Source organism: Rhodococcus sp. YL-1, from assembly GCF_001942025.1.
Taxonomy (GTDB): domain Bacteria; phylum Actinomycetota; class Actinomycetes; order Mycobacteriales; family Mycobacteriaceae; genus Rhodococcus_F; species Rhodococcus_F qingshengii.
Genome location: NZ_CP017303.1, coordinates 92,203 through 115,587, shown reverse-complemented (window position 1 = coordinate 115,587; position 23,385 = coordinate 92,203). Strand labels below are relative to the sequence as shown.

General features: G+C 62.8%; 18 protein-coding genes and 4 pseudogenes. 12 read left to right on the top strand and 10 right to left on the bottom strand.

Annotated features, from left to right (window positions below; all coding sequences use genetic code 11):
• The first annotated feature begins 14 nt into the window (after positions 1–14).
• The 3 genes from BH682_RS32680 (at position 15) to BH682_RS32670 (ending at position 2,878) form a co-directional block, all read left to right on the top strand.
• The gene (locus tag BH682_RS32680; RefSeq protein WP_003941837.1) at positions 15–419 is read left to right on the top strand and encodes a hypothetical protein; all 405 of its coding nucleotides are present in this window, start codon (positions 15–17) and stop codon (positions 417–419) included.
• A gap of 57 nt (positions 420–476) precedes the next feature.
• Complete coding sequence (locus tag BH682_RS32675; protein ID WP_003941838.1) at positions 477–1,343, top strand: alpha/beta fold hydrolase; 867 nt, start codon at positions 477–479, stop codon at positions 1,341–1,343.
• 86 nt (positions 1,344–1,429) lie between these two features.
• A complete protein-coding gene (locus BH682_RS32670; RefSeq protein WP_075836155.1) occupies positions 1,430–2,878 on the top strand; it encodes an aldehyde dehydrogenase family protein in 1,449 nt (482 codons plus the stop codon).
• A 104-nt stretch (positions 2,879–2,982) separates the two neighbouring features.
• Here the strand turns inward: BH682_RS32670 and BH682_RS32665 are convergent, their stop codons facing one another.
• Positions 2,983–4,308, bottom strand: coding sequence for an ISL3-like element ISPfr2 family transposase (locus BH682_RS32665; protein WP_075836153.1), 1,326 nt, complete (start codon positions 4,306–4,308; stop codon positions 2,983–2,985).
• A 104-nt stretch (positions 4,309–4,412) separates the two neighbouring features.
• Between BH682_RS32665 and BH682_RS32660 the strand changes: the two are divergent.
• A pseudogene (locus BH682_RS32660) lies at positions 4,413–4,811 on the top strand (transposase); the annotation flags it as partial.
• 72 nt (positions 4,812–4,883) lie between these two features.
• Here BH682_RS32660 and BH682_RS36920 read toward each other — a convergent pair.
• From BH682_RS36920 to BH682_RS32645, 3 genes and pseudogenes are all read right to left on the bottom strand, one after another.
• Positions 4,884–5,027, bottom strand: a pseudogene (locus tag BH682_RS36920) (SRPBCC family protein); the annotation flags it as partial.
• A 184-nt stretch (positions 5,028–5,211) separates the two neighbouring features.
• Positions 5,212–6,183, bottom strand: coding sequence for a helix-turn-helix domain-containing protein (locus BH682_RS32650; RefSeq protein WP_075836151.1), 972 nt, complete (start codon positions 6,181–6,183; stop codon positions 5,212–5,214).
• 209 nt (positions 6,184–6,392) lie between these two features.
• On the bottom strand, positions 6,393–7,586 hold the full coding sequence (locus BH682_RS32645) for an alcohol dehydrogenase catalytic domain-containing protein (RefSeq protein WP_003943355.1): 1,194 nt from the start codon (positions 7,584–7,586) through the stop codon (positions 6,393–6,395).
• A gap of 202 nt (positions 7,587–7,788) precedes the next feature.
• Between BH682_RS32645 and BH682_RS32640 the strand changes: the two genes are divergently transcribed.
• The 4 genes and pseudogenes from BH682_RS32640 (at position 7,789) to BH682_RS32625 (ending at position 13,597) form a co-directional block, all read left to right on the top strand.
• On the top strand, positions 7,789–10,470 hold the full coding sequence (locus BH682_RS32640) for an excinuclease ABC subunit UvrA (protein WP_051649789.1): 2,682 nt from the start codon (positions 7,789–7,791) through the stop codon (positions 10,468–10,470).
• Positions 10,471–10,589: 119 nt separating this feature from the next.
• A pseudogene (gene nhaA, locus BH682_RS32635) lies at positions 10,590–12,386 on the top strand (Na+/H+ antiporter NhaA); the annotation flags it as partial.
• A 156-nt stretch (positions 12,387–12,542) separates the two neighbouring features.
• Positions 12,543–12,758, top strand: coding sequence for an antitoxin VbhA family protein (locus tag BH682_RS32630; protein ID WP_075835818.1), 216 nt, complete (start codon positions 12,543–12,545; stop codon positions 12,756–12,758).
• Positions 12,755–13,597 (top strand): Fic/DOC family protein, encoded by an 843-nt coding sequence (locus BH682_RS32625; protein ID WP_075836147.1) that lies wholly within the window; start codon positions 12,755–12,757, stop codon positions 13,595–13,597. The genes BH682_RS32630 and BH682_RS32625 overlap by 4 nt, the downstream gene beginning before the upstream one ends.
• A 330-nt stretch (positions 13,598–13,927) precedes the next feature.
• On the opposite strand, the gene BH682_RS32620 is transcribed toward BH682_RS32625, so the two are convergent.
• The 4 genes from BH682_RS32620 to BH682_RS32605 all read right to left on the bottom strand — a co-directional run bounded on the left by BH682_RS32620 (position 13,928) and on the right by BH682_RS32605 (position 17,365).
• Complete coding sequence (locus BH682_RS32620) at positions 13,928–15,211, bottom strand: IS256 family transposase (RefSeq protein WP_075832375.1); 1,284 nt, start codon at positions 15,209–15,211, stop codon at positions 13,928–13,930.
• Positions 15,212–15,233: 22 nt separating this feature from the next.
• Entirely contained in the window at positions 15,234–16,364 is a 1,131-nt protein-coding gene (locus BH682_RS32615; RefSeq protein WP_190287680.1) for a hypothetical protein, read from the bottom strand.
• A complete protein-coding gene (locus BH682_RS32610) occupies positions 16,361–16,849 on the bottom strand; it encodes a hypothetical protein (protein WP_075836145.1) in 489 nt (162 codons plus the stop codon). Before BH682_RS32610 ends, BH682_RS32615 begins: the two co-directional genes overlap by 4 nt.
• Before the next feature lie 324 nt (positions 16,850–17,173).
• Entirely contained in the window at positions 17,174–17,365 is a 192-nt protein-coding gene (locus BH682_RS32605) for a hypothetical protein (protein ID WP_143542650.1), read from the bottom strand.
• A gap of 118 nt (positions 17,366–17,483) precedes the next feature.
• On the opposite strand from BH682_RS32605, the pseudogene BH682_RS32600 reads away from it, so the two are divergent.
• Positions 17,484–18,311 (top strand): annotated as a pseudogene (locus tag BH682_RS32600) (hypothetical protein); the annotation flags it as partial.
• 221 nt (positions 18,312–18,532) lie between these two features.
• On the opposite strand, the gene BH682_RS32595 reads toward BH682_RS32600, so the two are convergent.
• Both BH682_RS32595 and BH682_RS32590 read right to left on the bottom strand, forming a co-directional pair.
• Positions 18,533–20,080 (bottom strand): solute symporter family protein, encoded by a 1,548-nt coding sequence (locus BH682_RS32595; protein ID WP_075836141.1) that lies wholly within the window; start codon positions 20,078–20,080, stop codon positions 18,533–18,535.
• Positions 20,077–20,376, bottom strand: a complete 300-nt coding sequence (locus BH682_RS32590) for a DUF485 domain-containing protein (protein ID WP_223304711.1) — start codon at positions 20,374–20,376, stop codon at positions 20,077–20,079. The genes BH682_RS32595 and BH682_RS32590 overlap by 4 nt, the downstream gene beginning before the upstream one ends.
• A gap of 332 nt (positions 20,377–20,708) precedes the next feature.
• Here BH682_RS32590 and BH682_RS32585 point away from each other — a divergent pair, with 332 nt between their 5' ends.
• From BH682_RS32585 to BH682_RS32575, 3 genes are all read left to right on the top strand, one after another.
• On the top strand, positions 20,709–21,254 hold the full coding sequence (locus BH682_RS32585) for a nuclear transport factor 2 family protein (RefSeq protein ID WP_075836421.1): 546 nt from the start codon (positions 20,709–20,711) through the stop codon (positions 21,252–21,254).
• A gap of 194 nt (positions 21,255–21,448) precedes the next feature.
• Entirely contained in the window at positions 21,449–22,747 is a 1,299-nt protein-coding gene (locus tag BH682_RS32580) for an aromatic ring-hydroxylating oxygenase subunit alpha (protein WP_075836419.1), read from the top strand.
• On the top strand, positions 22,740–23,327 hold the full coding sequence (locus BH682_RS32575; RefSeq protein WP_083954792.1) for an aromatic-ring-hydroxylating dioxygenase subunit beta: 588 nt from the start codon (positions 22,740–22,742) through the stop codon (positions 23,325–23,327). Before BH682_RS32580 ends, BH682_RS32575 begins: the two co-directional genes overlap by 8 nt.
• The last annotated feature ends 58 nt before the right edge of the window (positions 23,328–23,385 follow it).

Below are 23,385 nucleotides of genomic sequence, written 5' to 3'. Positions count from 1 at the left end.
GACGAAGGAAAACAATGACTGCCACCATCACTCAGACCCCCCAGCAGTGGGCCGATGCGTTCGAGCAGGCCTCGGATCAGGATCCCGAAATCCAGGCGCACGGCAAGTACTTCACTTGTTCGTACCTCTTGGACATGGGCACACATACCTTCGTCGTCGAGATGACGACCGGCAAAGTACACGCCATCACGGTCGATCCCGGCCCCCTCGACCGCCCGTACCAGTTCGCCATCCGGGCCAGTGCCAAGACCTGGCAGGGGTTCGGCGTGCCCGTACCCGCGCCGATGTACCACGGGATCTGGGCTGCCTCATTCCAACGGGACATGAAGCTCGAAGGCGACGTGCTGGTTCTCATGCAGAACTTGCGGTGCGTGACACGCCAGATCGAACTGCTCCGCACTGTCGGTGTGCCGGTCTGATTCACCAGCGCCACCCAAACCAGTTCAAAATCTCCCCCCAACGAAGGAACCCTCGAGATGAGCAAGATTTCCCCGGTGACGGGACACTACGTCGACGTCGACGTCGACGGCCTGCTGTACAAGGTCTTCTACCTGGAGAACGGCACCGGTCAGCCCTTGGTGTGCCAGCACACCGCCGGGGCTCACAACCATCAGTGGCGCGGGCTGCTGGAAGACGAAGAGATCACCGCGAATTATCGCGTCATCGCCTACGACCTACCTCGACATGGAAAGTCCGATCCGCCGGAGAACACCGAGTGGTGGACCGAGGAATACAAACTCTCGGCTGACCACTACGCCAATTTCATCGTTGCACTCGTTGATGCGCTCGAACTCGAGAATCCGATCTTCATGGGATCCTCGTTCGGCGGCAACATCGCCCTGCAGCTTGCGCTGCGCAATCCGGATCGCTTCGCCGGCGTCATCCCTGTCGAAGGTGCCGACTACTCGCCTGGCTTCTACCTCGACTGGTGGCAGCACCCGCACGCGAACGCAGCGCAGGTGTGCGCCAGCGGCACGTGGGATCTCATGGCTCCCCAGTCACCGGAGGCAGATCGCTGGAAGACCTGGTTCTATTACACCCAGGGATCCGAAGCGTTCAAGGGCGACCTGCACTTCTACTCGGTCGATCACGATCTGCGCGACAAGCTCGATCAGATCGACGGCGATCGCTGCCCCGTCGTGATGTTGACCGGCGACTACGACTACCTGACCACGCCGGAAGACAGCGCCCGAACGGCCGCGCAAATCAAGAACGCGCAGTTCATCGAGATGAAAGACATCGGTCACTTCCCGATGAGCGAGAACCACGCAGTCTTCCGCACCTACCTCATCCAAGCGCTCGAGATTCTCCAGAAGAACGCAGCCACCGCTGCATCCGTCTGACCTGTCCAGTACATCAACGCGCTCGCCGGCCACCGCAACAAGGGGGTCGGCGAGCAGTTGTTTGTACACTTCGAAGAGGAATACCGATGAGCATTAAACACTTTCCATTCCTGATCGCCGGCGAGGCGACGACGACCGATAGCCGTATCGAGATCCGCAATCCATTCGACGGTCGGATTGTCGCAACTGTGTCCGAGGCGGATCCGGTGCACATCGAGTCCGCGATCGCAGCTGCCTCGGCGGTGGCCACCGAATTCGCGAGTACACCCGTGCATATCCGCGCAGACGCTCTTATACACATATCAACGCGTCTGAACGACCGCCACGAGGAGATTGCCCAGCTCATCTCAGCCGAATCCGGCAAGCCAATCAAGTGGGCGCCTGTCGAGGTTACCCGCGCCGCTACCACCTTCCGGTGGGCAGCCGAGGAGGCCAGGCGCTGGAGTGGACACATGCAACGACTCGATACCGATGCAGGCTCGGACGGTCGTTTGGCTCTGGTTCACCGGGTCCCGCGCGGCCCCATCCTCGGGATCGCCCCGTTCAACTTTCCGCTCAACTTGGTCGCCCACAAAGTTGCGCCGGCGCTCGCCGTCGGTGCGCCGATCATCGTCAAGCCTGCGCCAGCGACACCGCTGTCGAGTCTGGTGCTCGGTGAGCTGCTGGCGGAAACGTCACTGCCAGAAGGCGCGTGGTCCGTGTTGACCGTCTCGAACGAAAAGGCTTCGGAGATGGTCCAGGATCCGCGTCTGCCGGTGGTCTCATTCACCGGTTCGGTTCCTGTGGGGTGGGCCATCCGCGATCGGGTGCCGCGAAAACACGTCACGCTCGAATTGGGAGGAAACGCCGCCGTCGTGGTGTGTGAAGACTGGTCCGATGAAGCCGGACAGGACTTCGCGGCCGAACGAATTGCGCGGTTCTCGATGTACCAAGCTGGTCAGTCCTGCATCGCGGTGCAGCGAATATTCTTGCACGACAAGCACTACGAGAGCATGCGGCAACGGATACTGTCCTGGATCGGCATGTTGTCCACCGGTGCACCCGACGACGACGCTACCGATGTCGGTCCACTGATCGACGAGCGTGCTGCCGTGCGTGTGGAGCAGTGGATCGACGAGGCGGTGGCAGGCGGTGCGACCGTTCTCACCGGTGGCGGACGAGTGGGGGCCGTTGTCGAGCCCACCGTGATCGAGGACGCGCCCCGCGGCGCGCGGGTACTCGACGACGAAGTCTTCGGACCTGTCGTGGCGCTCTGCAAGGTCTCCTCGGACGAGGATGCGTTCGAGAAGGTCAATGAGTCTCGGTTCGGTTTGCAGGCAGGGGTTTTCACCTCAAACCTGCAGACCGCTTTTCGCGCCTCACGTGTTCTGAACGTCGGTGGAGTCATCGTCGGTGATGTCCCGAGCTACCGCGCCGATCAGATGCCGTACGGGGGCGTGAAGGACTCTGGGACAGGCAAAGAGGGAGTCCTTTCGGCAATGGAAGATCTCACTGAGGAGAAGGTGCTCGTTCTGACCGGCATCGACGTTCTGTAGAGCGGTGGTTGCCGTTGATCCACGCACGTGGTTCGTTCGTCCACGACATCAGCCGACGGCGTCTTCGCATGAACGCCTCAGATCATTTCTGCCGGTTTGGAGGCTCACCCCAATCGGGGGTGTAGGAGTTGGGGTCTGAAGCCGCCGGTCTCGAGCAGGCTTCGGGCGATGTAGTTGGTCAGGTTGCGGAACCCGAGTGCGGAGCTGCGCAGGTGTTCGAGCCGTCCGTTGAGCGCCTCGGTCGGCCCGTTGCTGGTGCCGGGTCGTTCGAAGTAGGCGAGCACGTCAGCGGCTCGCTTCTTCAGGGTCCGGCCCAGGGTGGTGAGCTCGGTGAGCACCTTGGGGACGCCGGCGCTGAGGTCGGTGATCAGCTTCTCCATGAGCTCGCGGCCACGTTGCCGGTTCTCGTGGCGATAGGCGGCGATCATGCGCTGGTAGACACCCCAGGTCGCCTCGACCTCGACGTGAGCGTCATCAACGAACAGCGCGCGTAGCCTGTCGCTCTGCTTGTCGGTGAGCAGGTCCGCGCCGGTGTGCAGCGTGCGCCGCGACTTGTAGAGCGGGTCGTCCCTGAACCCACGGTGCCCGTGGATCGCGAGTTGGACCCGGCGCCGGCACCTGTCGAGGGCGTCACCGGCCAGGCGCACGACGTGGAAGGGATCCATCACCGTGACTGCGTCCGGGATCTCCTCTGCAGCGGCGGTCTTGAACCCGGTGAAGCCGTCCATCGCGACCACCTCGACCGCGTCACGGAAGGCGTCGTCGCGGTCGGCGAGCCAGGTCTTGAACGCCGCCTTCGACCGGCCCTCGACCATGTCCAGCAGCCTTGCTGGGCCGGCGCCATCGCGGATCGGGGTGAGGTCGATGATCACGGTGACGTACTTGTCGCCACGCCTGGTGTGGCGCCAGACGTGCTCATCGACGCCAATGACCTTCACGCCCTCAAACCGCGTGGGGTCGTTGATCAGCAGCCGCTTGCCTTCAGCCAGGACCGCGTTGTTGGCGGTGTCCCACGCGAGCCCGAGTCCCTCGGCGACATGGGCGACGGTGAGGTGTGCGACCACGATCCCTTCCAGCGCCCACCGCAGCCCGGTGCGCGAGAGCTTCGCGCGTGGCTCCGCCGCGGCGCTGGTGTCTTGGCGCCACACGTGTCCGCAGTCGGCACAGCGGTAGCGGCGCACTACAACTTCCAGCACGGTCGGTCGCCAGCCCAGCGGCTCGTGGGCCAACCGCCGGATCACGGTGTCACGAGCAGCGCCTTCGCTGCCGCACCGTCGGCACCACTGATCTGGTTCCACCACGCGGCACGCGAGGACCGCACGATCCGGTTCAAGTCGTTGTCCGGTCACGCTCAGACCGAGGCCGTCGAGTCGAGCGAAGGCGGTCAGGTCAGGGCGGCCGAAGCCGGCCGGCGGGGTAGCGTCGGACACGTCGAGGTCTTTCGGATGGATGGCGTAGGAACCTCCGTCGTCGGGAGACCTCGACGTCTATCTGCGGACCGACGCGCCCGGCCGACCTACACCCTCATCTGGGAAGAGCCCTCAAACCCGTCTACACGGCTCCGTCGGAGCAGGCCGCGCTCGACCGATTCGCAGAGTTCAGTGACAAATGGGAGAAACGCTATCCCGCGATCATCAGGCTCTGGACTAACGCCTGGGCTGAGTTCGTGCCGTTCCTACAATTCGACAACGCCATCCGGCAGGTCATTTACACGACCAACGCCATCGAGAGTGTCAACGCTCGAATCCGCAGGGCTGTCAAGGCCCGTGGACACTTTCCGACCGAGGCCGCGGCCTTGAAATGCGTGTATCTGGCCATCATGAGCCTCGATCCCAAAGGCACCGCCCGCCAACGCTGGTCCAACCGATGGAAGGCAGCACTGAATGCCTTCGAGATAACGTTCGACGGACGGCTGTCTGCCGGACGAAAGTAGTTAGAAACCAATCAATTACACCGTTTTCTGGACAGACCCGCGAGAAGTGCGACAGCCCACCAGGACTGCGAGGCCTGCGTCCGATTCCCACGCGATGCGTTCGTCCGGGTGCTGTTCGGTGATGGTGGCGTCGAATTCTCGTGTTTGTCCGGCTATTTCGAGGATCCACTGTGTGTGCACATCGTCGGTTTGTCGAATTTCCCGTACTCCGGACATGAAGTGCAGGTCGGGACGGTCCGTGTTCAGATGATGAGGTTCGAAGCGTTTCGTTTTCAGACTCGCAATTGGGGTCAGGTTTCTGGCCACATGTCGTATGCGGGCCATGATTCGCCCGAGCCGGTCGTTGTTGACCCGTCCGGCGGCCTCGTTGAGCTGTAGAGCGGATATGTGCAGTGCGTTGTCAATCGAGGCGTTCTCGGTGTTCGTTGGGTGTCATGCCGGTGGTGTCGCGGAACGCTCGGTAGAAGGTGCGGGGGTCGGAGAATCCTGTTTGTCGAGCGATGAGGGAGACGGGCCGGGAAGGGTATTTTCGTAGTAGGTGCTGGGCGGACTGGATGCGCGCTGCGCGGAGATATCCCATGACTGTGTGGTCGGTTCCCTGGAACAGGCGGTAGAGGCTGCGGCGGGAGAGTCGCATCGCGGTGGCGATGCGTTCGGCGTCGAGGTCGGGGTCTGCAAGGTGGGCATGGATGTAGGCCAGAACCTGATCTCGTCGTAGGAAGGCGGGTATTTCGGCGGAGCGAACCGGTGTGACGAGACTCAGTAGTGATGTGGCCAGTGAGGAGGCGTGAGTCTCGAGCTGTGCGGCGCCGTGGGGATCGCTGTCTTGGTGTTGGGCCAGTTGGGTGAAAAAGGCTGCGACGGCGGACATCGCTCCTGCACAGCTCATGGTCGTGGCCAGGATGTCTGTGGTCCGGTCGATGCCGGCGAGCGCGAAGGCTCGATCGGCGGGCACCTTGACGATGACCTGTTCGTAGGGTGCATCGGCGCGGAAAGCGAAGGGCAGGGAACTGTCGTAGATGACCATGGATCCTGGCGGGACTACTGCAGTGTGTCCGGCCTGTTCGATGACGCAACTTCCGCGCGTCTGGAATGTGGCGAACAGATACTCGTCCTGTTCCCGCCCTTGGGCGATTCGGCTGCGATTGCGGTGTGTCTGCTCGGCGGTGGCTCGTTTCGTGGACAGAGTGAAGTTCGTGTATCGGCCGAGACGGACATCGCCGTAGAAGTCGGGGTTGGCGGGGTCGGTGCTGACGTCGACGTAGGCATGGCGCCGGGCCTCTCGCCAGTAGTCGATGACACCGTCGTCCGGCGCCCGCGAGGTCGACAACGTTTCGAAGTGTGGCAATGAGGGCTCGTCTGCATCAGCCATGGCGGATCACCTGCCTTACGGATACCACTGAGTTTACTGAGCCGCGCGGGAAAGTCCTGCGGGTCGGGGAGAGAGCGAGCCGGCCCTGTGTCCGCCAGTCGGGGGGCGATCACAGGGCCGGAAATCTACGCGTGCTGCAAAACGCTCAGGCCGTGAGCATTCCGTGCTGTATTGTGCTCAGACCGTGAGCTTTCCGTGCTGGATCGTGCTCAGGCTGGAATCATTCCGTGTGGGTCGATGATGAACTTGCTCGATGACCCCTGATCGAAGGTCTCGTAGGCGGCGGGTGCTTCGTCGAGGCCGATGACCTTGGTGTTGAGCATTGCGCTCAGATACGGCATGCGGTCCCACAGGATCGACATCATCAACTCGCGGTTGTAATGCATGATCGGTGCCTGCCCCGCGGACAGGCGCGGTGACTTGATCCAGGCCTTGCCGAATTCGAGCGGGAAGATGCCTTCCTGTTCGGCCTTTGTCGGTGCCAGAGGGTCGGGGCCGTAGACGCCGATGACGCCGGTGGCGCCGCCGGCACGGGTGGCTTCGAGGACGTCGTTGATGGCACCTGCCGGCTGAGGCTGATTGGACTCCGAGCCGATGCCGTGTGCTTCGGAGCCGACATAGTCGACGCCACAATCGACTTCGCGCTCACCGAGGATGGCCTCGATCTGGTCGGGCAAGGGGATGTCCTGGCTCAGGTCGATGGTCTCGCAGCCGTTGTTCTTGACCAGGTCGAGTCGGTCCTGATAGTAGTCGCCGACGATGATGCAGGATGCGCCGAGAAGGCGTGCTGCTGCTGCGCCGCAGCGTCCGACCGGCCCGGCGCCGGCGATGTACACCGTTGAACCTGGTTTGGCCCCTGCCTCGATGAGTCCGTGAAAGGCGGTGGGAAGGATGTCCGAGAGCAGGGCAAGATCGAGGATCTTGTCCATGGCCTGGTCCTTGTCCGGGAAACGGAGGAGTTGGAAGTCCGCGTACGGGACGAACAGGTATTCGGCTTGTCCGCCCACCCAGTCGCCGAGATTGAAACCGTATGCGCCGCAGGAGACTGCAGGATTGACGGTTTCACAGACATCTGTGCGGCGAGCTTTACAGTTGCGGCATCGTCCACAGGCGACGTTGAAGGGGACCGAGACGAGATCGCCTTCTTTGAGGAACTCCACGTCGGAGCCGACCTCGATGATCTCTCCGGTCATCTCGTGGCCCATGACCATACCCTGGGGGACGGGGAAGGACCCTCGGTAAATGTGCAGGTCGCTGCCGCAAATGTTGGTAGCGACGATTTTCAGGATGACGCCGTGGGGCGCTTTTCGTCCGTTCGGCATCTCCAGCTTGGGGAAGTCGAGTTTCTCGACCTTCATGGTGCCGGGGCTCTCGAACACCACTGCGCGGTTGCTGTCTGCCATGCTGTCGCTCCTAACCTGGGGGATCCCTGCACGCTGCGATTCGGGACCCGGTTGTGGTGGCGTGGCCACCGGGGGACCTTTCGAACGTATGCGCACGTGGCGATACGTGTCAGTGACCTTGCGTGTCAACTGAGTGACGATGTGTGCCAGGAGTGCTGTGGGGTCTGCCGCAAGGCTCCCTTCCTTCGTTATGGTCACCGGCATGACAAACCGTTCCGAACATCTCGCCGAGGCCGATGATCGCTGGAGGCAGGGTGTCGTGGTGCGGGGAGCTCGGCAGAACAATCTCGCCGACGTCGATCTCGATGTTCCTCGAGACCGTCTGGTGGTGTTCACCGGTGTGTCCGGCTCGGGGAAATCCTCGCTGGCGTTCGGGACACTGTTCGCGGAATCGCAGCGGCGCTATCTGGAGTCGGTGGCACCGTATGCTCGTCGGCTGATCGACCAGGTCGGTGTACCCGATGTCGACGTCGTCGAGGGACTGCCACCGGCGGTTGCACTGCAGCAGCACCGAGGCATCGGTAATGCTCGATCGAATGTCGCCAGCGTGACGACATTGGGCAGTCTCGTGCGGATGCTCTATTCCCGTGCCGGGTCTTACCCAGATGACCAACCGATGCTCTACGCGGAGGACTTCTCGCCGAACACCGTGCAGGGCGCATGTCCGACCTGCCATGGCATCGGGCGCGTCTACGAGGTCGATGTCGACAAGATGGTCCCCGATCCCACACTCAGCATCCGGGAGCGCGCGATCGCTTCGTGGCCGCCGGGCTGGCCGGGTGGCAACCTTCGCGACATCCTGGTGTCACTGGGATACGACGTCGACTCTCCGTGGAAGAAGCTGCCGAAGAAACATCGCGACTGGATCCTGTTCACCGAGGACCGCCCCACCGTTCCTGTGTACTCGGGATTTACCCCGGCACAGACTCGGCGAGCGATCAAAGCCGGAACCGAACCCAGTTACGAGGGCAATTTCGTCGGCGCCCGGCGGTTCGTGCTCGATACCTTCGCGAACACCAAGAGCTCGATCGTCAAGAAGCGGGTCTCTGAGTTCGTCACCAGCGAGGTATGCCCGATGTGCCAGGGCAAGCGGGTCAAGGCGGAGGCGCTCTCGGTCACCTTCGAGGGCCTGGATATCGCCGAGTTCGCGTCCTTGCCCCTGGCACGACTGGCAGAGATCGCGCGCACTGTTGTGTCCAGCGACTGGCTACCCGAGGCGGCAGGAGAAGCTCTCGACGAAACCCGACGAGCCGAGGCCACGCGACGACGTGTCGCATCGGGAGGATCGGCGCACACCGCCGCTCCCGACGTGCGACGCACCCCGAACGTGTCAGCGGAAAAACAGGTGGCGGCGCGGCGCCTGCTCGACGACCTCCTCGAAAGAATCCAACCCATCATCGACCTCGGGCTGGGATATCTGTCACTGGACCGGACGACGCCCACACTCTCCGGCGGAGAGCTGCAACGACTGCGCCTGGCGACGCAGCTGTCCTCGAAGCTGTTCGGCGTCGCCTACATCCTCGACGAACCTTCGGCGGGACTGCACCCCGGCGACTTGACGGCGCTGCTGAGAATTCTGCACGGACTTCGTGAGCGAGGAAACAGCGTCCTCGTCGTCGAGCACTCCCTACCCGTCATCCGAGAAGCGGACTGGCTGGTCGATATCGGTCCCGGTGCCGGCGAGAACGGTGGACGCGTGCTCTACAGTGGAACACCCGCCGGGCTGGCCGACGTACCGGACTCGGTCACCGCACGCTATCTCTTCGACACGTCGGAGCAGGTGCGCCGCCAGCGGCGTACCCCCCGCGGGTGGCTTCGCGTCGAAGGCGTCGAGCGCAACAGTCTCCGCGACCTCACCGTGTCTTTCCCTCTCGGGGTCTTGACCGCGGTCACCGGAGTCTCCGGTTCGGGGAAATCGAGCCTCGTCAGCCAGGCTCTACCAGCGTTGATCAACGCTGAACTGGGCCGGCCCGCCGCGCCCGATGCCAACGTCGAACCGCGCGACGACACCGATCTGCTGCTCACCGGAGATCAGGGCGCGGTCCGCGGCCGCATCGAGGGCACCTTGGGAGGGCTCCGTCGGGTGGTCGCCATCGATCAGCGCCCTATCGGGCGCACACCCCGATCCAATGTTGCAACCTACACCGGCATGTTCGACCACATCCGCAAGCTGTTCGCCGCAACACCTGCGGCCAAGAAACGGAACTACAAACCGGGGCGGTTCTCCTTCAATGTCGCCGGTGGCCGCTGTCCGACCTGCGAAGGTGAAGGCTTCGTGATGGTCGAGCTGCTTTTCCTGCCCAGCGTCTACAGTCCGTGCCCGGACTGCAACGGCACTCGTTACACGCAGAGCACACTCGAAATCACCTGGCGGGACCGCAACATCGCCGACGTTCTCGCGATGAGCATCGACGAAGCCCACGCCTTCTTCACCAGTGAGAACGACGTTCTTCGCTCGCTCACCGTCCTACGCGAGGTCGGGTTGGGTTACCTGCGACTCGGACAACCCGCCACCGAGCTGTCCGGCGGCGAAGCTCAGCGTGTCAAGCTGGCATCCGAACTCCAGCGTGCTCAACGCGGCGACACGCTCTACATCCTCGACGAGCCCACTGCTGGGCTCCACCCGTCCGACAGCGACAGACTGCTCGCTCACGCGCAGGGTCTCGTCGACGCCGACAACACCGTCGTCATGGTCGAACTCGACATGCGCGTCGTCGCCCAGGCCGACCACGTCATCGACCTCGGACCGGGAGCGGGCGCCGACGGCGGACGTATCGTCGCCACCGGTTCCCCCGAGCAGGTAGCTGCCACTGCCGACAGTGCGACTGCCCCCTATCTACGAGCGGCGCTGGAAAACACAGGCGCCGGCACCACACAACACTGACCTGACCGCGCACCACCGCCTGGACTGAACGGCGATAAGGATCAACTAGCGATGGCACGACAGGCACCGAAACCCCAAGGCCTGCGTAATCAGCTCTCCAACTCTCTCCGGCCTCTCTCCGGCGTGAGTCCGGCTCCGCGGTGCTGCTGCTGGTGGTAACCGTGACCGCCCTGCTGTGGGCAAATTCGCCGGCTTCGGACGCGTACTTCGACCTCTGGCATCAAGGCGCCGGATTCGAACTCGGCCCGGTGGCGTTGCACATGAGCCTTCACCATTGGATCAACGGCGGGTTGATGGTCGTCTTCTTCTTTCTGATCGGGCTCGAGGTACGCCAAGAGTTCGCCCACGGGTCATTACGTGATCGAACCCGCACCCGTATCGCCGTGATCGCCGGAGTCGCGGGGGTGTGTCTACCCGCCGTCATCTACGCCGTGATCGTCGGCAGCGGAGACAGCCTGCAGGGTTGGGGGGTGGTCGTCGGCACCGATACCGCCTTCATGCTCGGGGCCTTGGCGCTCCTCGGGCCCGCACGATCAGGCCAACTGCGAGTGTTTCTCCTTACCGTCACGGTGGTCGACGACTTCCTCGCGGTGTCCATCATCGGATTCGTATACAGCGAAAACATTCGCCTGATTCCACTGCTCGTTTCCCTGGCATGCCTGACAGCATTGTGGCTACTCGGGCGGGCGCGACAGTGGCGAGCCGCGCCATACATTCTCGTGGTGATCGTGCTGTGGTTCAGCACGATCGAGTCGGGTGTTCATCCCTCGCTTGCCGGAATGGTCGCCGGCCTTCTGATTCCCGCGTACCCGACACAGCGGCACAAGGTGGAGGCGGCTCGAGAACTGTTTCGTGACTTCTGGCAGTCTCCGAGCGCCGCGTCAGGTCGTGCAGTATCACGTGGACTGGCCAAAGGCACAGCCGTCAACGAGCGGATACACGAATACCTCCGGGTACCCACCGCGCTGATCGTGGTACCGATCTTCGCTCTCGCCAACGCCGGCGTCGACCTGCGTGGCGGACTGCTCATTGAAGCGTTCAGTGCCCGTGTGACCTGGGGAGTTGTGCTTGGCCTGGTTCTCGGCAAGCTCCTCGGCATCGGAGCAGCCACATACATCGCTGTCCGACTCGGAGCGGGCCGATTACCGCAGGGGGTCGGCATGGGCAGTGTGATGGGCGGATCTGCGCTATCGGGGATGGGATTCACCGTATCGCTGCTGATCATAGGTTTGGCTTTCGGCACATCTCCCGAACTGGCCGGGCAGGCGACCGTCGGCGTGCTCGTCGCCATGGTGCTGGCTGCAGTACTGGGTGCGGTGATCTTCCGCGTGGCAGCGACCAAGCTGGGTGAGGCCGAAGCCGATCTCCCCATCGTGCTGGAACCTCCCGTAGATCCCGAGATCGACCACATTCGTGGACCCGAAGACGCCCAGCTGACCCTTGTAGAGTTCGTCGACTTCGAATGTGGATTCTGCGCACATGCCACCGGAGGATGGGACGACCTGCACGTCCACTTCGGCGACGATCTGCGCTACGTGGTCCGTCACCTACCGCTGGTGGACATCCATCCACACGCACTGGTTGCCGCACATGCAGCAGAGGCCGCCGCACGGCAGCACATGTTCTGGGAATGGCTGGACTTCGTGTTCACCCGCCAGAACGCGCTCGCGCGAACCGATCTCATCGGCTATGCAGCCGAGATAGGACTCGACGTCGACCAGTTCGTCGCGGACCTCGACAGCGACGCGGTCGCCGAGCGCGTACAACGTGACATTTCCAGTGCCCAGTCCAGTGGTGCCCGAGAAACACCGACCTTTTTCGTCGAAGGCTGCCGAATAATCGGAAGCTATGACGCGCGCACCCTCACCAAAGAACTCGAGCACAGCCGCCGAGGCGCTCGCACGTCCCTGCAGTAAACGCCGCAGACTCCGCCGCCCGGAACGTCCTGTACTGATACCAACCCACAACCATTGCTGACCGCAGGAAAACAGGCAATGATCAGGTAGAATAGACAACGGTGCGCAGCTCCCCCGCGCACCGCCACACTCGCCCGAGTCGACGAAGGAGCACCGGTGACCACTGCACGCAACGCACAGTCGCACATGACCGAAGCCCAGATCGACCGAGCCATCGCCGCCGCCACCGCCGGCCACCGCATGGCCGGCATGGAACCCACCGACTACGACATCGAAATCGGACGCCGGCAACTACGCGGAGAAATCACCGGCGACGAAGCAGTCGCACTCGTCCTCGCCGAAAACCGCCGCCGCCGAGCTGCCCGCAGTTGAAAGACCCGTACGTCGACCCCGAAACCGGGGTCCTGATCAACAAACTCGGGCACACCGACCCCCAAGCACTCCTCGAGGACGAACGAGCAGCCGCCTACCAGCGAATCCTGCAACTCGAAACACAGCCCATACCAGGCAATTTCGACTTCGACCACCTCAAAAAGATCCACCAATTCATCCTGCAAGACGTCTACGACTGGGCAGGCACCCTCCGCACCCGCGACACCGGCGCCGTCGGCATGAACCTCCCACACTGCCGACCCGAACACATCGAAAACCAAGCAGCGTTCATCTTCCGCGGAATCGCCAAAGACAACTTCCCCCAAGGACTCCCGAAAGACCGGGCCGTCGACCGACTCGCCTACCACTGGGGCGAAACCACTGTCCTGCACCCGTTTCGGGACGGCAACTCCCGAACACAACGAGTGTTCTTCGACGGACTCCTCAAATCCTCCGGCTGGACCATCGACTGGCAGAAAGTCCACGCCTCCGCAGTACAAGCAGCCCGCTACGTCGCGATGGAAGCAACCCACACACCGCTCCGCGACGTACTCGCCCCCGGCGTGCACCGCAACAACACCGAACCGCCCACACTCGCCAAAACTCAAGGCGCCGTCATCCACCTCGAGGTAGCCGAGCATCACAAAGCGATGATCGAGCACCTCCGCAGCGGAAACCGCGAACCCTACAACCCCAACGAACTCAGCGACATCGCCAACCGCGCCCGCATGAGCTTCCCCGCATCACCCACGCACCGTGCCCGCAGCGCGGCCCCCGAAGACACCACACCGAAACGGCCGGCCACACCGAAACGCGAACACGACCTCGGCAGAGACTGACCCTCGCGGTTGCGCGGAGTCAGCGCAGGTCAGCCGCATCGACGACATGCGACACTGTCGGCACGTTCGGCGTCCGCCGGGTACTCCCACACGTCTCACACTTCCCCGAACCCTGTGGACTACCGACCACAGTTGGCATCGATACCCACACCCCACCGCACAGAACGCCCGGCGAGATCACTTCTGAACACGGCTGCGTCACCGGCGTTGACTGATCCATCAACCCACCGTAGGACAGATTCCGACTCGTGTCAGACACACTCGCACGTAACCCGAAAACCAGAGCGAAGGGGGTCTGTCCAGAAAACGGTGTAATTGATTGGTTTCTAACTACTTTCGTCCGGCAGACAGCCGTCCGTCGAACGTTATCTCGAAGGCATTCAGTGCTGCCTTCCATCGGTTGGACCAGCGCCTGCGGGCGGTGCCTTTGGGATCGAGGCTCATGATGGCCAGATACACGCATTTCAAGGCCGCGGCCTCGGTCGGAAAGTGTCCACGGGCCTTGACAGCCCTGCGGATTCGAGCGTTGACACTCTCGATGGCGTTGGTCGTGTAAATGACCTGCCGGATGGCGTTGTCGAATTGTAGGAACGGCACGAACTCAGCCCAGGCGTTAGTCCAGAGCCTGATGATCGCGGGATAGCGTTTCTCCCATTTGTCACTGAACTCTGCGAATCGGTCGAGCGCGGCCTGCTCCGACGGAGCCGTGTAGACGGGTTTGAGGTCCTTGGCGATCTCGGACCAGTCCTTGCGGGAGGCATAGGCGTAGGTGTTACGGAGAAGATGGACCACACAAGTCTGCACGATGGTCTGTGGCCACACTTGCTCGATCGAGTCGGGTAGATGCTTGAGACCATCGCACACGACGATCAGAACATCCTGCACACCACGGTTTTTCAGCTCGGACAACACCCGAAGCCAGTACTTCGCTCCCTCCCCGTCGCCGTGCTCACCGACCCACAATCCGAGGATGTCGCGGGTGCCGTCGACAGTCACCCCCATCGCGACGTAGATCGGCCGGTTAGCGACGTTGCCCTCGCGGATCTTGACGTGGATGCAGTCGATGAACAACACCGGGTACACAGGATCCAACGGCCGGTTCTGCCACTCGGCCATGCCTTCCATCACCCGCTCGGTGATCGTCGAGATCGTCTGCTTGGACACATCAGCTCCGTACACCTCGGCCAGGTGTGCAGCGATCTCACCGGTCGTCAAACCCTTGGCCGACAATGAGATCACCATGTCCTCCACGCCTGAGAGCCGACGCTGCCGCTTGGCCACGATCTTCGGCTCGAAGGAGGAATCCCGGTCACGGGGCACCTCGAGTTCGACCGGGCCGGCCTCGGTCAACACGTTCTTGGCTCGTCTGCCGTTGCGGGAGTTGCCGCTGCCCCTGCCTGCCGGGTCGCTCTTGCCGTATCCGAGGTGGTCGTCCATCTCGCCTTCGAGCGCGGACTCCACGACTAGCTTGGTCAGCTTCGACAGCAATCCACCATCTCCGGTCAACTGCAGCCCTTCGGCTCGCGCCTGCTCGACCAGCTCTTTGAGCCGCGCATCGCTGATACCCGGCTGAGCCGAGTTCGTCTCTGTCTCACGTTCAATCACATCAGTCATAGTGGCGTATCTCCTTTCAGAGTTACACCGTTGTTCTTACAGTCCCGGCTCGGTAGGCGTCGTTGACGACGGTTCCGGCGAGTGCGCCTGCGCGTAGGAGTGCGGGAATGTTCGCGTGCCGGATGTGCGAGGGATGCACGGCGCGGACATAGTTTCCCGCGACACAGTGGGCGGTGATTTGGGCTGCGATCTTTCCCAGCGAAATAGCTGATACGAGGCTGTGCGCTGCCAGGAGTAATTCGTTTCGTCGGCGCTTGTGTGGAAGTTCCAAACGGGCGGTGCCGGTCTGCTGGTAGAGGTCGAGGTGCACGTAGGTGCGTATCAAGATTTCTGTGACCAGGACGGTCATTGCGGGTAACGCGATCCCGTTTCGTACGTTCCATCCGTTGCCCGCACTGAGACCGTTGTAGGCGTGGAGTGCGAAATCGCGTAGCGCTTTACTGTCGCTCTCGTAGAGGAAGGACATACCGGGAATCGGAAGACTCATCGGGGTGATCACGTCCGCGAGGAGATGCTGAGCTAACCGCAGAGCCGCCTCTGACGCGGAATCGACGTCCTGGAACTTGTCTGGGACGATGACCGGGGTGGCGACGCCGGTATGCCATGCGGTGCCGCTGAATTCACCTGCCATGATCTGTTTGATCGCCTCGATCGGCCGCGCGAGATCATGGCCGGCGCTTTTGACGCGATGTGCGCGTCCCCCGAAACCGGGCCCCATGTAATCGATCGGGAGTCGTTTGCCGGCTTTCTCCCACCTACTGACGATGCCGGAGGACTTGAGGAGTGTGAGTCGATCTCGGATGGAGCTGTCGATCGAGGTGTCGAACCAGGTGCACATCATCCCGACGACACCGACAGCCCCGACAGCCACGAGGTCGGAGGTGGACCAGGTGAGACGATGCTTCTGCTGCCACGACTCGAATGCCTGACGTTGCTGATCGGTCAGTGCTGCGTCGAGATCGACGTCGGTCCAATCGCGTCGTCCGCGAAGGTCGTCGTTGAATGTCGTGAGTTCGTCATAGGTTTGGTGGCGGGGACCATGTTCGAGCGATACCGCCGATTCCTGATCGTCGAGAGTTGCCCGGATGAGGTTTTCGATGTCGCCGAGTCGACGTGACTGCGTGTCGAGATTGCGCTTGATATCCTCGCTCACGCGATGATCTTCTCCGGTAGACGCTCACGAACCAACTCCAAGGTCGTCTGCGCCTGTTTGGTCTCGATCAGTTCGGCTTCGAGGTCCCTCACCCGAGCGCGTAGTTCGCTGTTTTCCGCGGAGGTGGCTGCTTTTTCCTGCTTGAGAGTGTTGATCGTCTCGACCAGCAGTCCGATGCGGACGGAGACGTCGTTGCGTCGCTCCTGCAGGCTTTCCACGACGCGCCGCATCTTCTCGTCCCGGTCCGGAGCATCGGCGAGGACCATGCGAGCGACGAGGTCGAGTTTGACGGCCTCACTCGCGATCGCCTGCGAACCCAACGGGCTGTAGCGCACGCCGGCGGCAGCGACACCGGCGCCGGCGAGCCCACCGACTCCGGTCAGCAGGAGTGTTCCGCCTGCTACGCCGAAGCCGCCAGCCGCGAGGGATCCTCCGCCGAGCATCGCCAAACCTGCCGAGACCGCTGCGGCGCCGGTCAGGCCCATCGTGCCGCCGATGGCTGCACCGATCGGTGCAGTCGCCCACCCGGCAGTGAGAGTGCTGGCGAAACGTCGTGGGAAAACTCCGTCAACGAGGACGTATTCAGTGGCGCAGGATTATCGGATGCTCAGCGTCTCAACGACTATGCGCGCACCGAGTTCTGTCCCCATTTCCGTGACGAGGCGCCGGCGCCTGCTGCAGGAAAACCTGCAGTGGCTACCGACGCTCCACCTGTTGTGTTGACTGCCGACGTCGTTGTGGAGGGCCTGACAGTGGCTGTGTCCGGTGCCGTCCCGCTACCAGACGGGGCTCGCCTGGCGATAGCGCTCTCACGAGTCGAATACTTCGGTTTGAGCGATGAGAAGCACTACGGCGAGTCTGCATCCGGTAGCGCGGTAGTGATCGATGGGCGGTTCTCCGCCACACTCGTAGATGACCAAGGAAAAGCCCGAGACTTCACCGACGCATACAACGCCGGTGAAGCCGCGCAACGACAGATTCGGGTATCCGATCTCGTTCAAGTCCAGGTTGTGTTCGATCCGCGTGATAATCAATTGCCTGCAGTGGTTTGCGCAGTGGGCGGCGAAAGCGCGCTCATACTGGTGAGCAGCCCTCAAGGGGCGGAACTCGGGAGCCGAACCGATGTTGACGTCCGGGTGGGAGTTGCGCGGAGACCCGGGGCATGTCGTGCATCTCTCGCGGACGACGGGGAAGTTCACCTCGATGGTCGACATTTTCATCGAACCGTACGTGTGGACGTACTGGAACAAGGACTTCGGTTGGGGAAACCGCGTCGGAGACATGGGAATCCTCGGATCCCCGGACACGGGAACATACCTTCCGGACGAGGACCTGCCGGCAGCGCGTGAATTGGGTCGCCGGATCGCTTGGTGCGCACAGTATCTCGGGACGCTACCGGGGCCGACACCGGCTCGCACCGGGGCTGCGGTGCTCGACAAGATCAAACGCGAACGGACCCGAAGCGGCAAGGGGATCGACGTCACCACGGCCGGCCCGGTGCCGCCGCTGGACGGGGAACCGCGCGGAGATCTCGAACCCGCAGCAGGTTGGACGCGCAACTCGCTCGACGCCGACGATCTCGACACCGCCGACGTGGTGGTGTCGATCGACCAGCGGGCGGCCTATCTGGCGTCGGCGGGGATGCTCGAATTCGGCTACGGCAAACCCCGCCACCTGACGGGGGAGAACGCGATCGACGCCGCCGCATCCGGAGCCAAGGGGGCACCGTTCGGGTTGTGGCGCATCACTCTTCCCGCGGGAAACATGCTCGCACTTCCGGCGAAACTGCCGCTCCCGCACCCGCACATGCTGACGGATCAACCCGTGCAGACCTGGGTGACATCCGTCAGTCTCGACGCCCTGCAGTCCTCGGTCGCGGACGGCGGTATCGGCGCCGAACTCGACGATCTCGACGTCACCGAAGCCTGGGTGTATGCCGAACAGGGAGGGCATCATCCGATTTCGGCAGTGTGCGGGGTGTGCTTCTGTTGCCGGGAACTCTTAGTCGCGAGAAGGCCGAGGTGAGCATCGGCATCTCCTTCACGGCAAGTTCCGTGTCCCAACCGGGAAAGAAAACTCTGCCGTGTCAGTTGTCGACGACCTTGCTCCGGCTCAGGCGACGGTGCGGACGACCTGCTGCCAGAAGGGCGTGGCGCTCAGGTGCGACCTCACGACGCGTGTGAGGAGTCACCGACGGATCGCGCGGCGCGACCGGTGAGAGCGGTGATCCGCATGTCGTCGTACGTTGCATCGGCCTGGTCTGCTCGTTCGCCTTTCGGTGCGGTCGCGAGTGCCACGACGATCGACACGACGAGGCTGATCGGTGCGACCACCAGCGCCGGGTTGGAGAAGCTCAGGAGTGCGCTCGATCCGTGGACGGCCGGGCTGGCGAGAATGATCGCCAGGGACAGAACCAGCCCTGTGACGATGCCCGCGATCACTGCTTGCGCAGTCATTCTTCGCCAGTACATCGTCAACATGAGGGCGGGCAGATTCGCGCAGGCGGCGATGGACATTCCGAGCGAGGCCAGGAATGCGACGTTCTGGTTTCCTGCCGCCAGCGCGATCACGATGCCGATGCCGCACGTGAGCACGGTGGCGATGCGGGCCGCGCGATGCTGGCCCGCATCGGACACGTTGCCCCGCCGCATCACCTGGCCGTAGAGGTCGTGGGCGATGGCACCTGAGGTTGCGATGACGAGGCCGGAGAGAGCGGCCAGGATGGTCACGAATGCCACTGCAGCGACGAAGGCCAACAAGAGACCGCCACCGAGGGATTCGGCGAGTTGCGCGACAGCGAGGTTCCCGCCCTTGTTCTCCTGTGCGATGGCCTCCTGGCCGACGATGTTGGCGGCGCCGTATCCGAGGATCGGAACCATCAGGTAGAAGGCGAAGAAGATCCAGATGGCCGTGGTGGCAGAGGATCTCGCCTGTTTTCCGTCGGGGACGGTGAGGAAGCGAATCATAACGTGGGGGAGTCCGAGTACACCGAGAACCAACCCGACCACCTGGGAAACCTGGTCGAACGACGCGGCATCCGACGTGCGCGACGGCCCGACGAAGGACTCACCGAATTCGGAGAGCGCTGCCGCGAAGGGGCCGAACGGGTTGGCGTCGAAGCGAATGACCACCAACAGGAAGAGCGCAATCGCGCAACCGATGAGCAGTACGGTCTTGATGATCTGGATCCAGGTGGTGGCGAGCATCCCGCCGAGGAGCGTGTACAGAGTTGTCAGCGCACCGATGATCAGGACGGCGACGTAGTACTCGAAGTCGAAGAGCAACGAGATGATCAATGCCGCACCCACGAGCTGCGCCACCAGGTAGACGACGCTGATGACCACGGTGCTCGTCGCCATGGCGGAGCGGACGGAGGGGCCGACGAAGCGCGTTGCGAGTACGTCGGCGAGCGTGAACCGCCCCAGGTTCCGTAGCGGCTCGGCCACCACCAGCAGTGCGAGCAGGAAGGCGACCGGAACGAACACTGCAAGGTAGAAGCCGTTGAATCCGGACAGTGCGATGGCGCCGGTGACGCCGAGGAACGACGCGGCAGAGATGAAGTCGCCGGCGATGGCGACACCGTTCTGGCGCCCGGACAGTCGCCCACCCGCGACGTAGTGATCTGCGGCTGTCTTGTTCTTCTTCGCCGCCCACCAGGTGATGAGTAGAGTGACCGCGACGAGTAAGCCGAACAGTAGACCTGATGCAACACTCATGATTTCTGCTCCGCGTTCAGCAACGACGCCAGTCGTCGATCGAATCGGGCCGCCCACTGCGAGTACCAGCGGGCGACGGTGATGGCCATGACGAATTGGGCGAACGCGTACAGCCATGCCACCGTGACACCTTGGAAGACAACGCCGTCCAGTGCCGTGGTGAATCCGCCGAGTACGGGCAGCGGTAGAAAGAACGCCAGGACCAAGGCGCTGACGGACAGCGTCAGCCGGGTCCTCGTGCGACTCATCTCGTACAGCGATGCGGCGACGTCCGAGCTGTGATCGTGTGCGGTCACTGTTCGTCCCCGAGCATCGGGCGCGACGTAGTCGGCGCGATCGTGTGATGCGACCCGGTTCGTGGGCGAGTTGGTCGGTCGAGCGGCATGGGCACTCCTCGGTACATGCGTACGCAGTGCGTACTTGAAATCCGCTTGGAGTACTCATGGTGGTTGCTTGACGGAATCGGGTGCAATCAGGGATTTCTTTACCCGAGCGGGATGCGAGTGGTAAAGGATTTTCGTATACCGACTCTCGCTCGTGCGGTCCTAGCGTGATTCCCGGAGAGGTGTGCCGGCTCGGCGACCGTCGTGGCACACACCTCGGTACGGGAGGAGTGGCTGTGGCCGACATGACGATTACGGAACTTGCAGAACGAGTTCGGGTGCTGGAGGCGGAAGCCGACATTCGGAGATTGCAGGCGAGATACATGTTTCTGTGTGACACGCCCTGCCCGGAGTTCGGAGTCGAGGACGACTCTCGCCGGATCGACCTGATTCTCGACCTCTACACCGAGGACGCGGTCTGGGAAGGTGTCGGGGAGTACTACGACGGCCAGTTCGGGCGCGCCGAGGGCAAAGCTGCCATCCGGACGCACTTCGAGCAATTCTGGTGCGGAAAGGCGGATCCGGCCTTGCTGCTCAATGCGCACTACCTGACGTCGGAACAGATTCGCGTCGACGGCGGGGACGCGGAAGGGCAGTGGATACACGTGCAGCCGTGGCTGTTCTCCGACGGACGTTCCCTGTTGCGGTCGAGCCGGCTGAACAATGCGTTTCGCCGAGTCGACGGGCAGTGGCTCATTTCCAGGACCCGGACCGAAAACGTCTTCGTCGCTCCGCTTCCCGACAGCTTCGCGGAGGCGTATCCCCGGCAGTCGGTACTTCTGAAGCCGTGAACGGTCGGGTGAGTGCCGGTAAAGGAATCACTTACGCGTCGGCGTGCGATTGCTGATTGGCGGGAGCGTCGACTCCTCATATCGTGAACACGAACGCCGAACGCTTCTGCCGGGAGCGGTTCGGCCGGTACTCGAGTGGACGTCCTGCATCCCAGGATTCCCGTGACCGCCCTACTTTCCTCTTGGAGTTCATCATGACTATCGACTTCACCCCGGACAACGTGTACGACCTTGCTCCTGCCGATCTGGTCACGAATGACCGTGTGGCGGGACGCATGTACACCGATCCCGACATCTTCGAGCTGGAGATGAAGAACATCTTCGAGAAGACCTGGGTGTGGGTTGCGCACGAGAGCGAGGTCGCCGACGCGGGCAAGTTCAAGACGACGCACGTCGGCAGGCAGCCGGTGATCGTGACCCGCGACCGCAAGGGCGAGATCCACACGTTGTTGAACCGTTGCCGTCACCGGGGGGCAAGTGTCTGTGAGTCGCGATCGGGGGAGGCGAACGGGTTCACCTGCCCGTATCACGCATGGTCGTACGCACTCGACGGTCGCCTGCGCGGCATCCCGTACCCGGAAGGATACGAAGGCGTCATGTCCAAGGAGGGGATGGGACTTCGGAAGCTTCGCACGGAATCGTACGGCGGCATGATCTTCGCGACCTTCGACGAGAACGCGGAGCCGCTCGAGGAGTTCCTCGGCGACGTCCGACTCTGGATCGACCGTTTCTTCAAGCAGGGCGGCGGGTACCCGCTCAAGGTTCTGGGTACGCACAGGTTCAAGTTCCACGGAAACTGGAAGATCCAGTTGGAGAACACAACCGACGGATATCACTTCCCGATCGTGCACCGCTCGTGGATGGCCTCGGTGGACTCCGAGACGGCGGACATGATGAGTTTCATGAACGATCCGCAATGCACCACGTACGACCTGAAGAACGGGCACTCGGTCATGCAGATGGTGCCCGAGCACTCCGATCTCGACATCGACGACGGCTCGGAACCCTTACAGGAACGATTCGACGGGCTCGTCGCGGAACTGACGGCGCAGGGGCTCGACGACGCCGCGATACGCAAGATGGTGCGTGCGATGCACGGGACCGGCTTCAATCTGAATCTGTTCCCGAACGTCTCGATGTCCATTTCCTTCTTCCGGGTGTTGCGGCCGATCTCGGTGGACGAGACGTACATCGAGCATGTCGCTCTCGGACCGGACGGGCCTGCGGAGATCGTCGACCCCGTCAACCGTGAACGTCTGCGCGTACACGAGCACTTTCAGGGGCCGTTCGGTTTCGGCACGCCGGACGACGCCGAGGGCTGGGATCGTGTGCAGCGCGGGGCGACAGGCGGCCCGGACCTGCCGATCATGGTCAACCGTGGGCTCGGACGGGAGACCGAGTCCCGCGAGGGGTGGTCGACCTCCCACGTCACCGACGAGACCGGTATGCGGTCGGCGTACGCCAAGTGGAAAGAGATGATGAGCAATGACTGAGATCACCGCCGAGAGGTCACCGCGCAAGCCGAAGCCCAAGCCAGGTGCGTGGGCGCCGAGTCTCGACGCTCGTAGCCTGCCGGTCGCATTCGTGCCGACCACCGACGAACGTGTCGTTCGTGGCCTCGACCTGATCGCCCGCGAGGCCGAGCTTCTCGATCACAAGAACTACGAGGGATGGCAGGGTCTCTACACCGAGGACGCCCACTACGTCATTCCCATCGATCCCGACGCCACGGATTTCGACAACACCCTGAACATGGTCTACGACGACGCCCGGATGCGGCGCCTGCGAGTGGCGCGCATGACCGAGGGGTACGCCATCGCAGCCGTCGACTCGGCCAAAACCGTGCGGACGATCGGGCGTGTGGTGCCCGGTATGGTCACCGACGACGCGCTCGAACTGCGTGTCGCCCAGACCTTGATCGCGTACAAGCGTGGGCGGCACGACATCTGGAGCGCAAACGTCGACTTCGTCATCGCTCTCGGAGCCTCGCCGGCGCAGGATCGCATCGAGCGGAAGGTCGTGCGGCTGATCGACGGCAAGGACGCGGTTCCTGCCGCGGGATTCCTGCTCTGACGACACCTGCACGTACCACTGTCGGCGGGCCACGGATCTCGTCGTTCGACTCGCCGAC